Here is a 16,824-nt window from a genome sequence, read left to right as displayed (position 1 = left end):
CGACCGGCAGAATGGACACCGGCCCGGAACGAGACGAGAACGCGAGGAGAGTGCCGGTGACGGGAGCCCTACGTGGTGTGGTCGCGCTGGACGGCCCGTCGGGGACAGGGAAGACCACCGTCGCCCGCAAGCTCGCCGACCGGCTCGGTGCCGGCTACCTCGACACCGGCGCCATGTACCGGATGGTCACCCTCGCCGTGCTGCGGGCCCGAGTCGACCCGGCCGACGCCGTCGCCGTCGCCGAGATCGCCGACCGGGCCGAGTTCAGCATCGGCACCAGCCCCGACCGGACCGACATCCGCCTCGGCGGGGAGGATGTCGCCGCCGACATCCGCGGCCCCGAGGTCACCAAGGCCGTCTCGCCCGTCTCGGCCGTGCCGCACGTGCGCGAGCTGCTGGTCGCCCGGCAGCGGCGGATCATCGGCGAAGTCCTCGGCAGCGTCGGCGGGATCGTCGTCGAAGGCCGCGACATCGGCACGGTCGTCGCGCCGGACTCGCCGCTCAAGGTCTTCCTCACCGCGTCGGCCGACGTCCGCGCCTCGCGCCGCAGCACCCAGGACACCGCCGCCGGGCGGAAGTCGTCGGTCGCCGACGCGCTGGCCAGCGTCGAGCGCCGCGACCACCTCGACTCGACCCGCGCTGCCTCGCCGCTGCGCGCGGCCGACGACGCCGTGCACGTCGACACCTCGGAACTGTCCATCGACCAGGTGATCGTCGCCCTCAGCGAGCTGGCCAGCCACCGCGGCCTGCTCGCGGGCTGCAAAGAAGAAGTGGCGCGATGAAAGCTGGGTCTTCCGGGGCCGAGCCCCGGACCCCAGCCGGGGGGCGAGCCTCCTCGGACCCCCCGAAAGCGGCTGACGGACTGCCGGAAGGCTCCGTCGGCGCACTCCACGACGCCGGGCGGGTCTTCGCCCGGTACTATCTGCGGTCGGCCTTCCGCGTCCGCGTGCACGGCCGCGAGCGCATGCCCGCCACCGGGCCGGTGCTCGTGATCGCGAACCACAGCTCGATGATCGAGCCGCAGCTGATCTTCGGAATGCTGCCGCGGCGCTCGGCGTTCCTGGTCAAGGCCGAGATGTTCTCGGGGATCGTCGGGAAGTTCCTGCTGGCGATCGGGCAGATCCCGCTCAAGCGCGGCGAGATCGACCGCACACCGCTGATGACCGCGGTCGCCGTGCTCAAGGGCGGCGGGGTCGTCGGGATCTTTCCCGAGGGCACCCGCGGCGCCGGGGACGTCGGCGCGGCCGAACGCGGCGCGGCCTGGCTGGTCCGGGCCTCCGGCGCGACCGTGCTCCCGGTCGCGACGCGGGGCACGCGCAAGCCTGCCGGCGGCAGGCGACGGTTCCGGCCGCGGGTGGACATCCTCGTGGGGGAGCCGTTCACGCCGAAGGTCGGCCCCGGGAAGACCGGGCTCGACCAGGGCACCGAGGAGCTGCGCGGCGAGCTCGCGGCGCTCGTGAAGACTTTGGACGATTGGCGTAGCGAAAACGGATTCGTCACGCCATAAGGGAAAATGGGTTAGCAATGGAAGAGCTGGACAGCGTCGGCGAAGTCGACGGCACCTGGTCCGACGAGACCGAGTTCGCCGCGCTCGACGCCCAGATCGAGGCGGCCGAGCTGGCCGAGGAGGCCGCGCTCGCGCAGCCGGTGCTCGCCGTCGTCGGACGGCCCAACGTGGGCAAGTCGACGCTGGTCAACCGCATCCTCGGCCGCCGCGAAGCCGTGGTGCAGGACGTGCCGGGCGTGACCCGCGACCGCGTCGCCTACGACGCCTACTGGGGCGGGCGCAAGTTCACCCTGGTCGACACCGGCGGCTGGGAGCCGGACGCGACCGGGCTGCAGGCGGCCGTCGCCGCGCAGGCCGAGCTGGCCATGCAGACCGCGGACGCCGTGCTGCTGGTCATCGACGCCACGGTCGGCGCCACCGCCACCGACGAGGCCGTCGCCCGCGTGCTGCGCCGCTCGAAGAAGCCGGTGCTGCTGGCCGCGAACAAGGTGGACGACGACCGGCTGCTCGCGGACACCGCGTCGCTGTGGTCGCTCGGCCTCGGCGAGCCGCACCCGGTCAGCGCGCTGCACGGGCGCAGCTCCGGCGACCTGCTCGACGCGATCCTCAAGGCGCTGCCCGAGTCGCCGCGCGAAGGCGGCGCGGTGACGTCGGGGCCGCGGCGTGTCGCCCTGGTCGGCAAGCCGAACGTCGGCAAGTCGAGCCTGCTCAACAAGCTCTCCGGCGAGGAACGCTCGGTCGTCGATTCGGTCGCGGGCACCACCGTCGACCCGGTCGACTCCCTCGTCGAGCTGGACGGCGAGACCTGGCGGTTCGTGGACACGGCGGGCCTGCGCAAGCGCGTCAACTTCGCCGCCGGCGCCGAGTACTACGCGTCGCTGCGCACCAAGACCGCGATCGACGCGGCCGAGGTCGCGATCGTGCTGCTGGACGCGTCCGAGCCGATCTCCGAGCAGGACCTGCGGGTGCTGACCATGGTCGTCGAGGCCGGCCGCGCCTGCGTGCTGGCGTTCAACAAGTGGGACCTGGTCGACGAGGACCGCCGGCACGCGATGGTCCGCGAGCTGGAGCGCGGCCTGGTCCGCGTGCCGTGGGCGGAGAAGGTCAACATCTCCGCGCTGACCGGCCGTTCGGTGCGCAAGCTCGCGCCGGCGCTGCGGACGGCGCTGGCGTCGTGGGACCAGCGGGTGCCGACCGGCCAGCTCAACGCGTGGCTGTCGGACCTGATCGCGGCCACCCCGCCGCCGGTCCGCGGCGGCAAGCAGCCGAAGGTGCTGTTCGCGACGCAGGCCGGCATCCGGCCGCCGACGCTGGTGCTGTTCACCACGGGCTTCCTCGAGGCGGGCTACCGCCGGTTCATCGAGCGCAAGTTCCGGGAGCGGTTCGGCTTCACCGGCAGCCCCGTCCGGGTGAATGTCCGGGTCCGGGAGAAGAAGGCGAAGCCCAAGGTCGGCGGAAAGGCCGCCCGGACCAGGTAGGGCAACGCCCGCGTGAGGTCCGACACTCCGTCGTGACCCTGTGGACACCTTTTCTTGACCCGCGGGTATCGTTGATGGTCGTTGCGGGCGCCTCAACCGGAGAGCGAGCCCGGTTGAGGCTCCCGAAAGGTGAGTGGTGGGCTTGCGCGCCCATGGTTTTGTCCTGCCCGGGGTGAGCGGCCGATGACCGTCACCGTCGAACCCGCCGAATCCGCAGCCGGGGTGATGCTCGCCCCGGTCGCCGACCGGGCGCTCTTCCGGACCAGTGCCGGCGCGAGCGAGCGCACCCTGCTCGGCATCCTCGCCGCCACCGCCGAGCGGTACCCCAACGCCGCCGCGATCGACGACGGCACGACCACGCTGACCTACCGGCGCCTGCTGGAAGAGGTCGACGCCTACGGGCGCCGCCTCAAGAGCTACGGCGTCGGCCTCGGCGACCGCGTCGGCATCCGCATCTCCTCCGGCACCGCCGAGCTGTACGTCGCGGTCCTGGCCACCCTGTCCGTCGGCGCCGCGTACGTGCCGGTCGACGCCGACGACCCGGACGAGCGCGCCGAACTCGTCTTCGAGGAGGCACAGGTCGCGGCGGTCGCCACCGACGGCAGGATCACCGTCCACAGCACGCCCGGCGGCCGTGACGGCGTCCCGGGCCCGGCGGACGACGCGTGGATCATCTTCACCTCCGGCTCCACGGGCAAGCCGAAGGGCGTCGCGGTCACGCACGCCAGTGCCGCCGCGTTCGTCGACGCCGAAGCCGAGCTGTTCCTCGTCGACGAGCCGATCGGTCCCGGTGACCGGGTGCTCGCCGGGCTGAGCGTCGCCTTCGACGCCTCCTGCGAAGAGATGTGGCTGGCCTGGCGCCACGGCGCCTGCCTGGTTCCGGCGCCGCGGGCGCTCGTCCGCACCGGCGTCGACCTCGGGCCGTGGCTGGTCGCGCAGCGCATCACGATCGTCTCGACCGTGCCGACGCTGGCCGCGCTGTGGCCCGCCGACGCGCTGGAAGACGTCCGCCTGCTCATCTTCGGTGGCGAAGCCTGCCCGCCCGAGCTGGCCGAGCGCGTCGCCGTCGAAGGCCGCGAGGTCTGGAACACCTACGGCCCGACCGAGGCCACCGTCGTCGCCTGCGCCGCGCCGCTGACCGGCGAGGGCCCGGTGCGCATCGGCCTGCCGCTGGCCGGCTGGCAGCTCGCCGTCGTCAACGACGAGGGCGAGCCGGTCGCCATGGGCGAAACCGGCGAGCTGGTGATCGGCGGGATCGGGCTCGCCCGTTACCTCGACGCTGCCAAGGACGCCGAGAAGTTCGCGCCGCTGCCGTCGCTGGGCTGGCAGCGCGCCTACCGCTCAGGCGACATGGTCCGCGCCGAACCCGAAGGCCTGCTCTTCCTCGGCCGCCTCGACGAGCAGATCAAGCTCGGCGGCCGCCGCATCGAGCTGGGCGAGGTCGACGCCGCGCTGCAGGCCCTGCCGGGCGTGCAGGGCGCGGCCGCCGCGATCCGCCGCACCAAGGCGGGCAACCAGGTCCTCGTCGGGTACGTCGTGCCCGGCACCGGGGAGTTCGACCACGACCAGGCCGCGAACCGGCTGCGCGAGCAGCTGCCCGCCGCGCTGGTGCCGCTGCTCGCCGTCGTCGGCGACCTGCCGACCCGCACCTCGGGCAAGGTCGACCGCGCCGCCCTGCCCTGGCCGCTGTCCACGGTGGACGCCACCGGGCTGTCCCCGACCGAGACGTGGCTCGCCGAAGGCTGGGCCGAGATCCTCGGCGTGTCGGTCGACGACCCGAAGGCCGACTTCTTCACCCACGGCGGCGGCAGCCTGACCGCCGCGCAGGTCGTCGCCCGCATCCGCACCCGGCACCCGCAGGTCTCGGTGGCCGACATCTACCAGTACCCGAAGCTGGGTGCGCTGGCCGCGATGCTGGACGCGCTGAGCGGCCAGGCCACCGAACGCCGGGACATCGCGCCGACCAAGCGTCGCGCCGGCGTCATCCAGACGCTGGTGATGGTCCCGCTGATGGGGCTCGTCGGCCTGCGGTGGGCGACGCTCGCCGCGGCGCTGTCGAACGTCCTGTCGCTGCTCGGCTTCGCCTGGGCGCCGACGCTGAACTGGGCGTGGCTGGTGCTGGCCTGGGTGGTGCTGTTCAGCCCGGCGGGCCGGATCGCGATCGCCGCGACCGGTGCGCGCCTGCTGCTGTCGGGCGTGCGCCCCGGCACCTACCCGCGCGGCGGCAGTGTCCACTTGCGACTGTGGGCGGCCGAGAAGCTCGCCGGGTTCAGCGGCGCGGACAGCGTCGCCGGCGCGTCCTGGACGACCACCTACGCCAAGGCGCTCGGGGCGCGGATCGGCAAGGACGTCGACCTGCACTCGCCGCCGCCGGTCACCGGCTTCCTCAAGCTGGGCCGCGGCGCGGCGATCGAGCCCGAGGTCGACCTGTCCGGCCACTGGGTCGACGGCGACGTCGTGCACATCGGCAAGGTCCGCGTCGGCGCGGAGGTCCGGGTCGGCGCGCGCAGCACGCTGTTCCCGGGCGCCCGGATCGGCAAGGGCGCGGAGATCGCGGCCGGCTCGACCGTACGCGGCGCCGTGCCGGCCGGGCAGCGGTGGGCCGGTTCGCCCGCCACCCGCGTCGGCAAGGACGAGCGGGACGCGCTGAAGTGGCCGTCGAGCCGTCCGCCGCGGTCGCACTTCTGGGCCGCCGTCTACGGCGCGACCTCCCTGGCGCTCGGTTTCCTGCCCGGCGTGGCCGCGCTGGCCGGTGTGGCCGTGCTCGGCCACGCGATCGCCGGGGCACCGACGCTGCTGGACGCGTTGACCCGCGCCCTGGTGTTCGTGCCGGTGGCGACCGTGGCGTACTTCCTGGCCTACATGCTGCTGGTGCTCGCCGGCGTCCGGTCGCTGAGCATCGGCATGGTCGAGGGCTACCACCCGGTGCACGGCCGCGTCGCCTGGCAGGTCTGGGCCACCGAACGCCTGATGAGCATGGCCCGCGAAGGCCTGTTCCCGCTGTACGCCAGCCTGTTCACGCCGGTGTGGCTGCGGCTGCTGGGCGCGAAGGTCGGCCGCAACGTCGAGGCGTCGACGGTCCTGGCGCTGCCGAAGATGACCAAGGTCGACAGCGGCGCGTTCCTCGCCGACGACACGATGGTCGCCACCTACGAACTGGGCCACGGCTGGCTGCACGTCGCCCCGGCGCGGATCGGCAAGCAGGCCTTCCTCGGCAACTCGGGGATGACCGCGCCTGGCCGTTCGGTGCCGAAGCGCGGCCTGGTCGGCGTGCTGTCTTCGACGCCGCTGAAGGCGAAGAAGGGTTCGTCGTACCTCGGGATGCCGCCGCTGCCGGTCCGGCGCGCGGTCGGCGAGGCCGACACGAGCCGCACCTACACCCCGCCGCCGCGCCTCAAGGTGGCGCGGGCGCTGGTCGAGCTGTGCCGGATCGTCCCGGTCATGTGCGGGGTCGCGCTGACCGTCACCGTCGCCTTCGGCCTGCTGTGGGCCGCTTCGGCGGTCGGCTTCGGCGTCGCGCTGCTGCTGGCCGGCCCGGCGCTGCTGGCCGCCGGGATCGTCGCCGCGCTGACCGCAACGGTCATGAAGTGGCTGCTGGTCGGGAAGTTCCGCGAGGTCGACCGCCCGCTGTGGAGCTCTTTCGTCTGGCGCAACGAGCTGGCCGACACCTTCGTCGAGGCCCTGGCCGTGCCGTGGCTGATCGGCTCGGTCGGCGGCACGCCGCTGCTCACCGCGTGGCTGCGCACGATGGGCGTCAAGATCGGCCGCGGCGTCTGGCTGGAGACGTACTGGCTGCCCGAGGCCGACCTCGTCGAGCTGGGCGACGGCGCGACGATCAACCGCGGCTGCGTCGTGCAGACGCACCTGTTCCACGACCGGATCATGAGCATGTCCCGGGTGACCCTCGGCGAGGGCGCGACGCTCGGCCCGCACGGCATCGTGCTGCCCGGCGCCGGCATCGGCGCCCGCACCACGGTCGGCCCGGGCTCGCTGGTGACCCGCGGCGACGAGGTGCCGGCGGACACGCGCTGGCTCGGCAACCCGATCTCGGCGTGGCCGGGCAAGTAACGAAGCGGGGACCGGGCTCGCCGGATGCACACGTCCGTGCGAGCCTGGTCGCAGTACGGCACGAGGAAAGGTGCGCCACGGGTGATTGCGAAGGCTCCCGCTCCCGGCGCGGACACCTCCGGTGACCCCTACCTCCCCGCCCACGGCAACGGCGGCTACCGGGTCCGGCACTACGACCTGAGCCTCGACTACAAGGTCGCGCCGAACCGGCTCTCCGCCTCGGCGGCGATCACCGCCGAGGCGACCCAGGCGCTTTCCCGCGTCAGCCTGGACTTCGCCGAGTTCCGGATCAACCGCGTACTGGTCGACGGCAAGCCCGCGAAGTACCTGAAGCGCGGCGCGAAGCTGCACGTCAAGCCGACCAGGTCGATCGCGGCGGGTGCCACCTTCACCGTCGAAGTGCACTACGTCGGCAACCCGCGTCCGGTGCCAAGCCGCTGGGGCGACGTCGGCTGGGACGAGCTGACCGACGGCGCGCTGGTGGCGAGCCAGCCGGTCGGCGCGCCGTCGTGGTTCCCGTGCAACGACCACCCGGCGGACAAGGCCACCTACCGGGTGAGCGTGACGACGGCGTCGCCGTACCTGGTCGCGGTGACCGGGAACCTGGTCGGGCGCTCGACGTCGGCGAGCACGACGAGGTGGGTCTTCGAGCGGCCGGAGCCGACGGCGACGTACCTGATGAGCGTGCAGATCGGCCGCTACGACGAGGTCGCGCTGACCGGTTCGGCGGTGCCCCAGCGCGCGGCCGTCCCGCCGCGGCTGCGGCGGCAGGCCGAGCGCGACTTCGGCAGGCAAGGCCGGATGCTGGAGGTCCTCCAGCGGCTGTTCGGCCCGTACCCCTTTGGCGAGTACGTCGTGATCGTCACCGACGACGAGCTGGACGACCCGATCGAGGCGCAGGGCATGGCGATCTTCGGCGCCAACCACCTCGACGGCCGCCGCACCCACGAGCGGCTCGTCGTGCACGAGCTGGCGCACCAGTGGTTCGGCAACAGCCTGACCGTGGCCGACTGGCGCCACATCTGGCTCAACGAGGGCTTCGCGACGTACGCCGAGTGGCTGTGGTCGGAGGAGTCCGGCGGCCAGGACGCTTCGGCGCTGGCCCGCAGCTGGCACACGCGCATCAAGGCCAAGCCGGCCGACGTCCGGATCGCCGACCCGGGCGTGGCCCGGATGTTCGACGAGCGCGTCTACAAGCGCGGCGCGCTGACCCTGCACGCGCTGCGGGCGGAGATCGGCGACCCGGCGTTCTTCGCGCTGCTGAAGGCGTGGGCCGAGGGCAACCGGCACGGCCTGGTCACGACAGCGAGCTTCGTGGCCGCGGCCGAGGCGCACGCCGGTGGCTCGCTGGACGCGTTCTTCACGCGCTGGCTGTTCACGCCGGCGCTGCCGCCGCTGCCCGGCGGCTGAGGGGCAACGCCGCTCGGGGTGGCATGGCGGGCGGGCCCGCCGCCCTGGACCCGATCGCTCAGGCCGCGCCACTAACGGCCGCATTCATCGGATGTATCTGCCGCTTTCCGGGTGAACTTCTCTGGTGTTTTGTGTGCCTCTCTGCAAGTATGACCGGACGCCGCCGCATGATCTCACCGAAACGTAATATGAATTCGGAGGATGCTTCATGGACGCAGTGTCCCGGCGGACGGTGCTCCGGTCGGCCACGGTCGTGGCGGGAGCCGCCGCTTTCGGCGGCCTGTGGGCTCGCGCGGCGCCGCCCGTCCTCGCCGCGGCCGATCCGCACCGGGACGTCGCCGCCGACGCCCGGATGCGCTGGCGGCGGCTGCCGGAGAACTGGCAGGAGGGCCCGTTCCTGGCCAACGGCTACCTCGGCGCGCAGGTCTACGCCGGGACGGCGCCGCAGGTGCTCAAGGTGATGCTCAGCCACACCCAGGTGCAGGACCAGCGGATCCAGTGGGAGGCCGGGATCGGCCTGTCCCGGCTGCCGATCGGCTACCTTACGCTCACCTTCGCCGGCGCGATCACCGCCGTCGACTGGACGCTCGACCTCTACAACGCCGAGCTGGGCGGCACGATCACCACCACACGGGGATCGGTCGCGTTCTCCGCGGTCGTGCACAACGACCTGGGCGTGCTGCTCTTCTCGCTGACGCCGGGCGCGGGCGAGGCCGGGGCGGCGTGGGCGTTCCAGCCCCTGGAGTCGGCGACCACCCGGACCGTCCGCAAGCCACCGGAGTACGTCGCCAACCCGGCGCCCGAGATCGGGGACGGCTACTGCGCCCAGCCGATGCTGGCCGGCGGCGGCTACACGACCGCGTGGCGGGAGCGCGCGATCGGCTCCCGGCGGCTGCTCGCCGCCACCGTCGCCTACAGCTTCCCCGGCACCACGCACACGGCGGCCGCGCTCGACGCCGTCCGGAAAGCGCTTGCCGCGAACCCGGACGCGTTGCTCGCCCGGCATCGGCGCTGGTGGAACGACTACCACCGGCGCAGCTTCGTCTCCGTGCCCGACAAGCAGGTGCAGCGGTTCTACTGGATCCAGCTCTACAAGATCGCGGCCGCCACCCGCGCGGACGGGCCGGTCGTGTCCGAGTGGGGGCCGTGGTTCCCCGAGGTCGGCAACAGCTGGACGGCGGTGTGGTGGAACCTCAACGTCCAGGTCACCTACCCGATCGTCAACAGCAGCAACCACCCCGAGCTCGACGCCGTCACCGAGACGTTCCGGCGCGACCACGCGAACCTCGAAGTCTCCGTCCCGCCCGCCTTCCGGGACGGCGACACCTACGCGCTTTCGCACCCGGGGGACTGGCGGCTGCGGCCCGGCGGCACGCGCTCGGTCGGCGTCCCCGGGACGACGTCCAAGACCGACCAGACCGGGAACCTCCTGTGGGGCCTGCACAACGTGTGGCTGGCCTACCGGCACCACATGGACCGGCGGGTGCTGCGTGACGTGCTGTACCCGACACTGGCGAAGGCGCTGAACTTCTACCGGCACTTCCTGTTCACCGGCCCCGACGGGTTCCTGCACCTGCCGCTGACCCGCTCGCCCGAGTACGCCGACGCGGCCGACTGCACCTACGACCTGTCGCTCATCCGGTGGGCGGCCCGCACGCTCGCCGACTCCGCGCGGATCCTGTGCCTCGACGAGCCGCGCGTGCCGATGTGGCGTGAGATCGCCGCCAAACTGGTGCCGTACCACGAAGATCCCGCGAACGGCGTGCTGATCGGCGACGGCGTGCCGCTCGCCGCCTCGCACCGGCACTTCTCGCACCTGCTGTGGCTGTACCCGTTGCGCGAGAAGGTCTGGGACCGGGCCGATGACCGGGACGTCATGACGCGGACCTTCCGGCACTGGAGCGCCGACCAGACGGCATGGCACGGCTACAGCTACGCGGCCGCGTCGTCGATGTCCTCGGTCATGGACGCGCCCGAGGAAGCGTTGCGCTACCTGAAGTTCTTCCTCGACCGCAACGTCGTCGCCGACACCGAGCTGACCGCGAACACGATGTACCGGGAGGGCTCGAACTTCGCGATCGAGAGCCCGATCACCGCCGCGCAGTCCGTGGTGGACATGCTGCTGCAGGGCTCCGGTGGCGTGCTCAAGGTCTTCCCGGCGGTGTCGGCGACCTGGCGGGACGCCTCGATCGCGGGCCTGCGCGCGGAAGGCGCGTTCCTCGTGGACGCCTCCCGCCGCGACGGGGCGACGGAGTTCGTGCGCGTGCGCAGCGAAGCCGGCGAGCCGCTGGTGCTCCAGCACGGCGTCACCGGCGACGTCGACGTCCGCGACGAGCACGGCAGGCGGCTGCCGTGGCGCCCGGCCGGGCCCGGACGGATCGCGATCGGGCTGCGGCGCGGCGGCACCGCCGTCGTCACCCCGCGGGGCACGCGCCCGGACCAGGCACCCCGGGACGTGCCGGCGCTCGGCCCGGCCCCGGCGTGGGGCTTGCCCGGCTGAAGCTCGCGACAAGGAGGTCGGAATGGACATCACCCGCAGGACCGTGCTCGGCGGGGCGCTCGCCGGGCTGGCCGCCGGCGCGGCGGGATTCACACCCGCGTTCGCCGGCGTGCCCGGCGGTGACGACTTCGGCTGGGCCGGGTTCCTGGGCACCGCGGACCTCTACTGGCGGCGGCTGCCGGCAACCTGGTACGAAGGCCCGTTCCTGGGCAACGGCTTCCTCGGTTCGGGCATCTACGCCGAGCCGGGGCGGAACGCGATCCGGTTCAACGTCCAGCACAGCCAGGTCCAGGACCACCGGCCGGAGTTCGGCTCGCTGTTCGGACTGGCCCGGCTGCCGGTCGGGTACTTCACGCTCGAGCCGGTCGGCGCGATCACCGCGATCGACTGGCGGATGGACCTGTGGAACGCCGAGCTGACCGGCACCATCACGACCGCGGCGGGCAGCCTGAGCCTGCGCGCGATCGTCCACACGGGACAGCCGTTGCTCGCCGTCGAAGTCCGGCCGTCGGAGGGCGAACGCCGGTTCAAGTGGGTGTTCCACCCGGCGGTCGCGGTCAGCCCGCGCGCCGACCCGGTGTGGAAGAAGCCGCCACCGGCGGGCTACACCGCCAACCCGCCGGCCCAGCTGTCGGCGAGCGGCGACACCCAGCTGGCCGTCCAGCCGCTGCTGGCGGGCGGTGAGCACGTGACGGCCTGGCGCGAAGCCGGCCGCGGCGGCGCGCGCACGCTGTACACGTCGGTCGCGTGGTCGCACCCCGAGAAGACGTCGGTCGCGCGTGCGCTGGGCACGGTCCGCCGGGCCTTGCCGTTCGCCGCGCTGACCCAGGACCACCGGCGCTGGTGGCACGACTACTACCGGGCGAGTTTCGTGTCCATTCCGGACACGCGGCTGCAGAGTTTCTACTGGATCCAGCTGTACAAGGTCGCCTCCGCCGCCCGGCGCGAGGCGCCGGTGATGGCGACGTCCGGGCCGTGGCTGGAGAACACGCCGTGGCCGGCGACGTGGTGGAACCTCAACGTCCAGCTGGAGTACTGGCTGATCCACGGCTCGAACCACCTGGAACTCGACGCCGTCAGCCACGCCCTCGCCAAGTACCGCGCCAATCTGACCAGCCAGGTGGCGTCGCCCTACCAGGCCGATTCCGCGGGCATCCCGCGCACGACGGACATGACGCTGCTCAACGGCGTCTCGAACCCGGCCAGCGGGTTCCCCGTCGGCATCCCCGGGCAGGACCCACCCACCCCGGAGGTCGGCAACCTGACCTGGGCGCTGCACAACGTGTGGCTGTCCTACCGGCACACGATGGACCGGGCACTCCTCCACGGCACGCTCTTCCCGTTGCTGCGCAAGGCGATCAACTACTACCTGCACTTCCTCGCGCCCGGCCCGGACGGCAAGCTGCACCTGCCGCCGACGTTCTCGCCCGAGTACGGGGTCGACGCCCCGGACTGCAACTACGACCTGTCCCTCATCCGCTGGGGCTGCAAGACGCTGCTGCAGACCGCGCCCGGCGATCCGCTCGCGCCGAAGTGGCGTGACGTCCTGGCGAACCTCGTCGGCTACCCGGCCGACGTCAACGGCTACATGATCGGCGCCGGCGTGCCGTTCGCGAAGTCGCACCGGCACTATTCGCACCTGCTGCAGATCTACCCGCTCTACGACGTCACGTGGGAACAGCCGGAACACCGGCAGATCATCGAGACGTCGCTGAACCACTGGGTCGGCTTCGAAGGTGCCCTGCAGGGCTACACGTTCACCGGGGCGGCGTCGATCTCGGCGCAGATGCTGCGCGGTGAGCAGGCGGCGTTCTACCTCGGCGAGCTGCAGCGGCGGTACATCCAGCCGAACACGATGTACAAGGAGTCCGGGCCGGTCATCGAGACGCCGTTGTCGGCGGCGAAGTCCGTGCAGGACATGCTGGTGCAGAGCTGGGGTGGTGTGCTGCGGCTGTTCCCGGCGGTGCCCGCGGCCTGGAGCGACATCGCGTTGCGGGACTTCCGCACCGAGGGCGCGTTCCTGCTCAGCGCGTCCCGGGCCGGCGGCCGGACCGAGTGGCTGAAGGTGCACAGCGAGGCGGGCGCGCCGTGCGTGCTGCGCCCGGGCATCGACGGCGAGCTGGCGGTGACGGACGCGCGTGGCCGGACCCGTCGCTGGTGGCGGCGGCCGAACGGCGACGTCGAGGTCGAGCTCGGGTGCGGCGAGGACGCGTTCGTGTACCGGAAAGGCGACCGGCCGGACTTCGCGGTGCGGCCGGTCGCCCCGGGCGGGCCGAGCGATCCGTGGGGCTTGCCGTGATACCGCTTCACGCACGGTCCAGGAGGCGGCGGAGGGCCTTTAGGAGTGACTTCGCCGCTTCGGGGGACGCCGTGCGACGGCGCCAGGCGACGTAGCCGTCCGGGCGGACCAACAGGCAGCCGTCCTCGTCGATGCCGCTCAGCCGGGACCAGTCGCCGTACGCGTCGCGTGCCTCCGGGTCGCCGATGCGTACCGCACGCAGGTCGAGACCCAGTTCGGCGCCGGCCTTGGCCGCCGCGTCGCGCCAGGACGTGCCCGTCAGCCCGGTCAGCACCGTCCAGCGGCCGCCGCCGACGAGGTCCAAAGTGGACACGCGGCGGCCGTGCGGCCCGACCAGCCAGGCGTGCGGCAGCTTCGCGCCCGGCTCGGTGCTGGGCCGGTGGAACAGCTCGGGGTCGCGGTCCGGCGGCGTGACGACGCCATCGGGCAGCACCGCGCCCGAGGAGTACCGCTGGTCCATCTCGACGCCGTGGGCGTTGAACTCGTAGTGCTTCAGCTCGATCGCCTTCTCCAGCTCACGCCGTTTCCGCGCGCCTTCGGCCGTCGGCGCGAGGCACGTCTCGAGCCCGGCGGTGATGCCGTCGGCGTCGGTGTCGCCGGTGATGCCCAGCGCGGCGAAGATCGGCCCGAACTGGTCACGGCTCAGGTTCGCCCGGTCGACGATCTGCTTGCCGACCGGCGCGCGTTCGGCGGTGTAGCTGTCCAGCAGTCCTTCGCCCGCCTCGCCGCGCAGCACCATCGCGAGCTTCCAGGCGAGGTTGTACGAGTCCTGGATCGAGGTGTTCGAGCCGAGCCCGTTGGACGGCGGGTGCCGGTGCACGGCGTCCCCCGCGCAGAACACGCGGCCGCTGCGGTACTCGGTCGCGTAGTTGTGGTTGACCGTCCACAGTGACGTCGAGGTGATCTCGACGTCCAGCGCAGGGTCGCCGACGAGGTCGCGCACCAGCCGGGTCGCCTCTTCGACGTCGACCTCCGGCGGCGCCCCGGTAATGTCGTAGCCCCAGGTCAGCAGCCATTCGTTCCACGGCCGCACCATCCGGACCAGGCCCATCCCGATGCCGCCGAGGTGCGCGCCCGGCCGCATGACCCAGTACAGGACGCTCGGCCGGTGCGCGACGTACCGGGCGAGGTCGGCGGTGAACGTGATGTTCATGCTGCCCGCCTTGCCCGTCTGCCCGGCGATCGGCAGCCCGGCCTGCTCGGCGACGCGGCTGCGCGCGCCGTCGGCGCCGACGAGGTACTTGGCCCGCAACGTGAACTCGTCGCCGCGGACGCGGTCGCGGAAGCGGGCGGTGACGCCGCCGGCGTCCTGGGTGAAGCCGAGGAACTCGGTGTCCAGCCGCAGCTTCGCGCCGCGCGCGGCCGCCTCGCTCGCCAGGATCGGCTCGAGGTAGGTCTGCGGCAGGTCGATCATGTGGCACGGGCTGGCGGCCGCGTACTCCGACGCCGACCGGTCGCCGGTGCCCCAGCTGGCGATCCGGCCGATCTCCGGCCCGGTCAGCGACGTGCACAGCACGGTGTCGCCCATCAGCTCCGGCGGCGTGCCCACGGCCAGCGCCCGCTGTTCGACGCCGAGGTCGCGCAGCACCTCCATGGTGCGCTGGTTGGTGATGTGCGCGCGGGGCGTGTTGGCCATCCAGCCGTACTTGGTGGCCAGCACGGTGGGCACGCCGTAGGTGGCGAGCAGCAGGGCGGCGGAACCGCCCGCCGGGCCACTGCCGACCACGATGACGTCGGTGTCGTAGCTCATGCGCCGCTCCCTGAGATCCGGAAGGTGAATTCGAGCCGCCGCGTGCGGTCGGGCTGCTCGGTGAAGTCGACGATCAGGCCGTCCTTGACGCCGAACACGGTGTCGGAGCCGAGGTACTCGCCGCCGGCGACGAACAGCTGCGTGATCAGCGTCCGGTAGCCGGGCTTGGCGATCATGAAGTGCACGTGCGGCGCCCGGAAGGGGTGCCTGCCGACGGCGTCGAGCATCTGCCCGACCGGGCCGTCGGCCGGGATCGGGTACGCGCTCGGCACGATCGACCGGAACCGCAGCCTGCCGCCGGCGTCGGTGCGGAACCGGGCGCGCAGCACCGGTCCGTCGAGGTCGGGCAGCTGGACGTCGTAGAAACCGTCCTCATTGGACTGCCAGACGTCGACGACCGCGTCGGCGACCGGCTCGTCGTCGGTGTTCGTGACCCGGATGTCGGCCTCCAGGGGAGTGCCCGGCAGGCCTTCGGCGAGGTTCGCGCCCTGCGGGGTCTCGGGCGGGCCGTCCACGTAGAACGGGCCGAGCACGGCCGACGGCGTCGTGTCCGGGGTCCGCGAGTTGGTCAGGACGTCGACGACGCTGGACACGCCGAGGGTGTCCGACAGCAGGATGAACTCCTGCCGCGTGTCGGTGGTGATGTGGCCGGCGCGGGTCAGGAAGCCGATCGCGTACTCCCACTCGTCCTGCGTGAGGTCGGTGCGGATGGCGTAGCCGTGCAGCGTCTCGACGAGGTCGGTGAGCAGCTCGCGGACGCGGTCCGGGGCACCGGCGAAGCTGTCGGTCACCTGCTTGGTGAGCGCCTTGAGGCTCGGCGGCGAGGCCGGTCGGGTGCCGTCGAGCGCCTGCCGCAGCAGCTCGGCTTCCGGCTCGCCGGCGATATCCGCTTCGGTGAGCCCGAGTTCGCCGAGCGAATGCGGGATGGGCAGGGACGCGGCCAGCTCGAAGACGTCGGCGGCGTCGGAGAGACCCTGGTGCGCCATGACGTACGGGAGCAGGACGGCGTGCGTTTCCGCGTGGGGCAGGCCGAACTTGCCGCCGAGGTGGTGGCAGAGCCGGTGGTGCAGGCCCATCTGCACGGCGTCGAGGCAGGTGCCGGCCAGCCAGGCACCGCGCAGGGCATCGGTCCGGGCGTCCACATCGGACGGATCGGCGGCGATGCGCGGCAGCGCGCCGGTGAGCAGCCGGACGGCCTCGGCGGCGAGCAGGTCGGTCATCGGGTTGGCGTCGGGGGCGTAGCGGGCTTCGACGGCGTGGGCGAGGGCGTTGAGGCCGCTGGCCGCGGAGGTGGAAACGGGCAGGCCGAGGGTGAGGCCGACGTCGTAGAGGACGGTCTCGGGCCGGACCTTGGGGGTCCTCTGGGTGGTCTTGCGGCCGTCGGCGGTTTCGCCGAGCACGGACGTCAGCTCCGAACCGGCGTAAGTGGTGGGGACGACGAGCTGCGGCAGACCGGTCCGCAGGGCGATCGCCTTGGCGAGCCCGGTGGCCGAGCCACCGCCGACCGCGACGACCCCGTCGGCCCCGTGCTCGGCGACGACCTTCAGCGCGCGCTCGGTGACGTCGACGGGGGTGTGCATGGCGGCGCCGGCGAAGCGCGCGGCAAGGCGGGAACCGAGGGCGTCGGCGGCCCGGTCACCGAACCGCGAACCCGCGACGAGCAGCACCCGGCCGAGCCCGAGCCGATCGGCCTCCTCGCCGAGGGCGCGAAGGGAGCCGAAGACCACCCGGACGGGGTTGGCGGCGTAGCTGAACGAGGTCATGCGAGGGAGTATCCGGCCCCGGCGGGCCGCGGTCCTGCACGTTCGTGCT

9 protein-coding genes are annotated in these 16,824 nt (G+C 72.7%); 7 read left to right on the top strand and 2 right to left on the bottom strand.

Translation table 11 applies throughout. The features are described 5' to 3' along the window. The first annotated feature begins 77 nt into the window (after positions 1-77). From cmk to BT341_RS33420, 7 genes are all read left to right on the top strand, one after another. Positions 78-782, top strand: a complete 705-nt coding sequence (gene cmk, locus BT341_RS33450; protein ID WP_072480052.1) for a (d)CMP kinase — start codon at positions 78-80, stop codon at positions 780-782. Between the two features lie 80 nt (positions 783-862). After that, on the top strand, positions 863-1,507 hold the full coding sequence (locus BT341_RS33445) for a lysophospholipid acyltransferase family protein (RefSeq protein WP_177329096.1): 645 nt from the start codon (positions 863-865) through the stop codon (positions 1,505-1,507). Positions 1,508-1,524: 17 nt separating this feature from the next. Beyond that, positions 1,525-2,985: a ribosome biogenesis GTPase Der gene (gene der / locus BT341_RS33440; RefSeq protein WP_072480050.1), complete on the top strand. Its 1,461-nt coding sequence runs from the start codon at positions 1,525-1,527 to the stop codon at positions 2,983-2,985. Between the two features lie 183 nt (positions 2,986-3,168). Next, positions 3,169-7,053 (top strand): Pls/PosA family non-ribosomal peptide synthetase, encoded by a 3,885-nt coding sequence (locus tag BT341_RS33435; RefSeq protein WP_072480049.1) that lies wholly within the window; start codon positions 3,169-3,171, stop codon positions 7,051-7,053. Between the two features lie 81 nt (positions 7,054-7,134). Further along, complete coding sequence (locus tag BT341_RS33430; protein WP_072480048.1) at positions 7,135-8,463, top strand: M1 family metallopeptidase; 1,329 nt, start codon at positions 7,135-7,137, stop codon at positions 8,461-8,463. A 208-nt stretch (positions 8,464-8,671) separates the two neighbouring features. Continuing rightward, positions 8,672-10,963 (top strand): glycosyl hydrolase family 95 catalytic domain-containing protein, encoded by a 2,292-nt coding sequence (locus BT341_RS33425; protein ID WP_072480047.1) that lies wholly within the window; start codon positions 8,672-8,674, stop codon positions 10,961-10,963. 22 nt (positions 10,964-10,985) lie between these two features. Next, positions 10,986-13,262, top strand: a complete 2,277-nt coding sequence (locus BT341_RS33420; protein WP_072480046.1) for a glycosyl hydrolase family 95 catalytic domain-containing protein — start codon at positions 10,986-10,988, stop codon at positions 13,260-13,262. Between the two features lie 7 nt (positions 13,263-13,269). Here BT341_RS33420 and BT341_RS33415 read toward each other — a convergent pair whose 3' ends face one another. Continuing rightward, a complete protein-coding gene (locus tag BT341_RS33415; protein ID WP_072480045.1) occupies positions 13,270-15,012 on the bottom strand; it encodes an FAD-dependent monooxygenase in 1,743 nt (580 codons plus the stop codon). Beyond that, on the bottom strand, positions 15,009-16,775 hold the full coding sequence (locus BT341_RS33410) for a maleylacetate reductase and hydroxyquinol 1,2-dioxygenase domain-containing protein (RefSeq protein ID WP_072480044.1): 1,767 nt from the start codon (positions 16,773-16,775) through the stop codon (positions 15,009-15,011). The genes BT341_RS33415 and BT341_RS33410 overlap by 4 nt, the downstream gene beginning before the upstream one ends. Between the last annotated feature and the right edge of the window lie 49 nt (positions 16,776-16,824).

Origin of the sequence: Amycolatopsis australiensis (genome assembly GCF_900119165.1) — a bacterium.
In the GTDB taxonomy this organism is placed as follows: domain Bacteria; phylum Actinomycetota; class Actinomycetes; order Mycobacteriales; family Pseudonocardiaceae; genus Amycolatopsis; species Amycolatopsis australiensis.
Note: the sequence above shows the minus strand (reverse complement) of the source record. Positions and strands in the feature narration are given on the sequence as shown.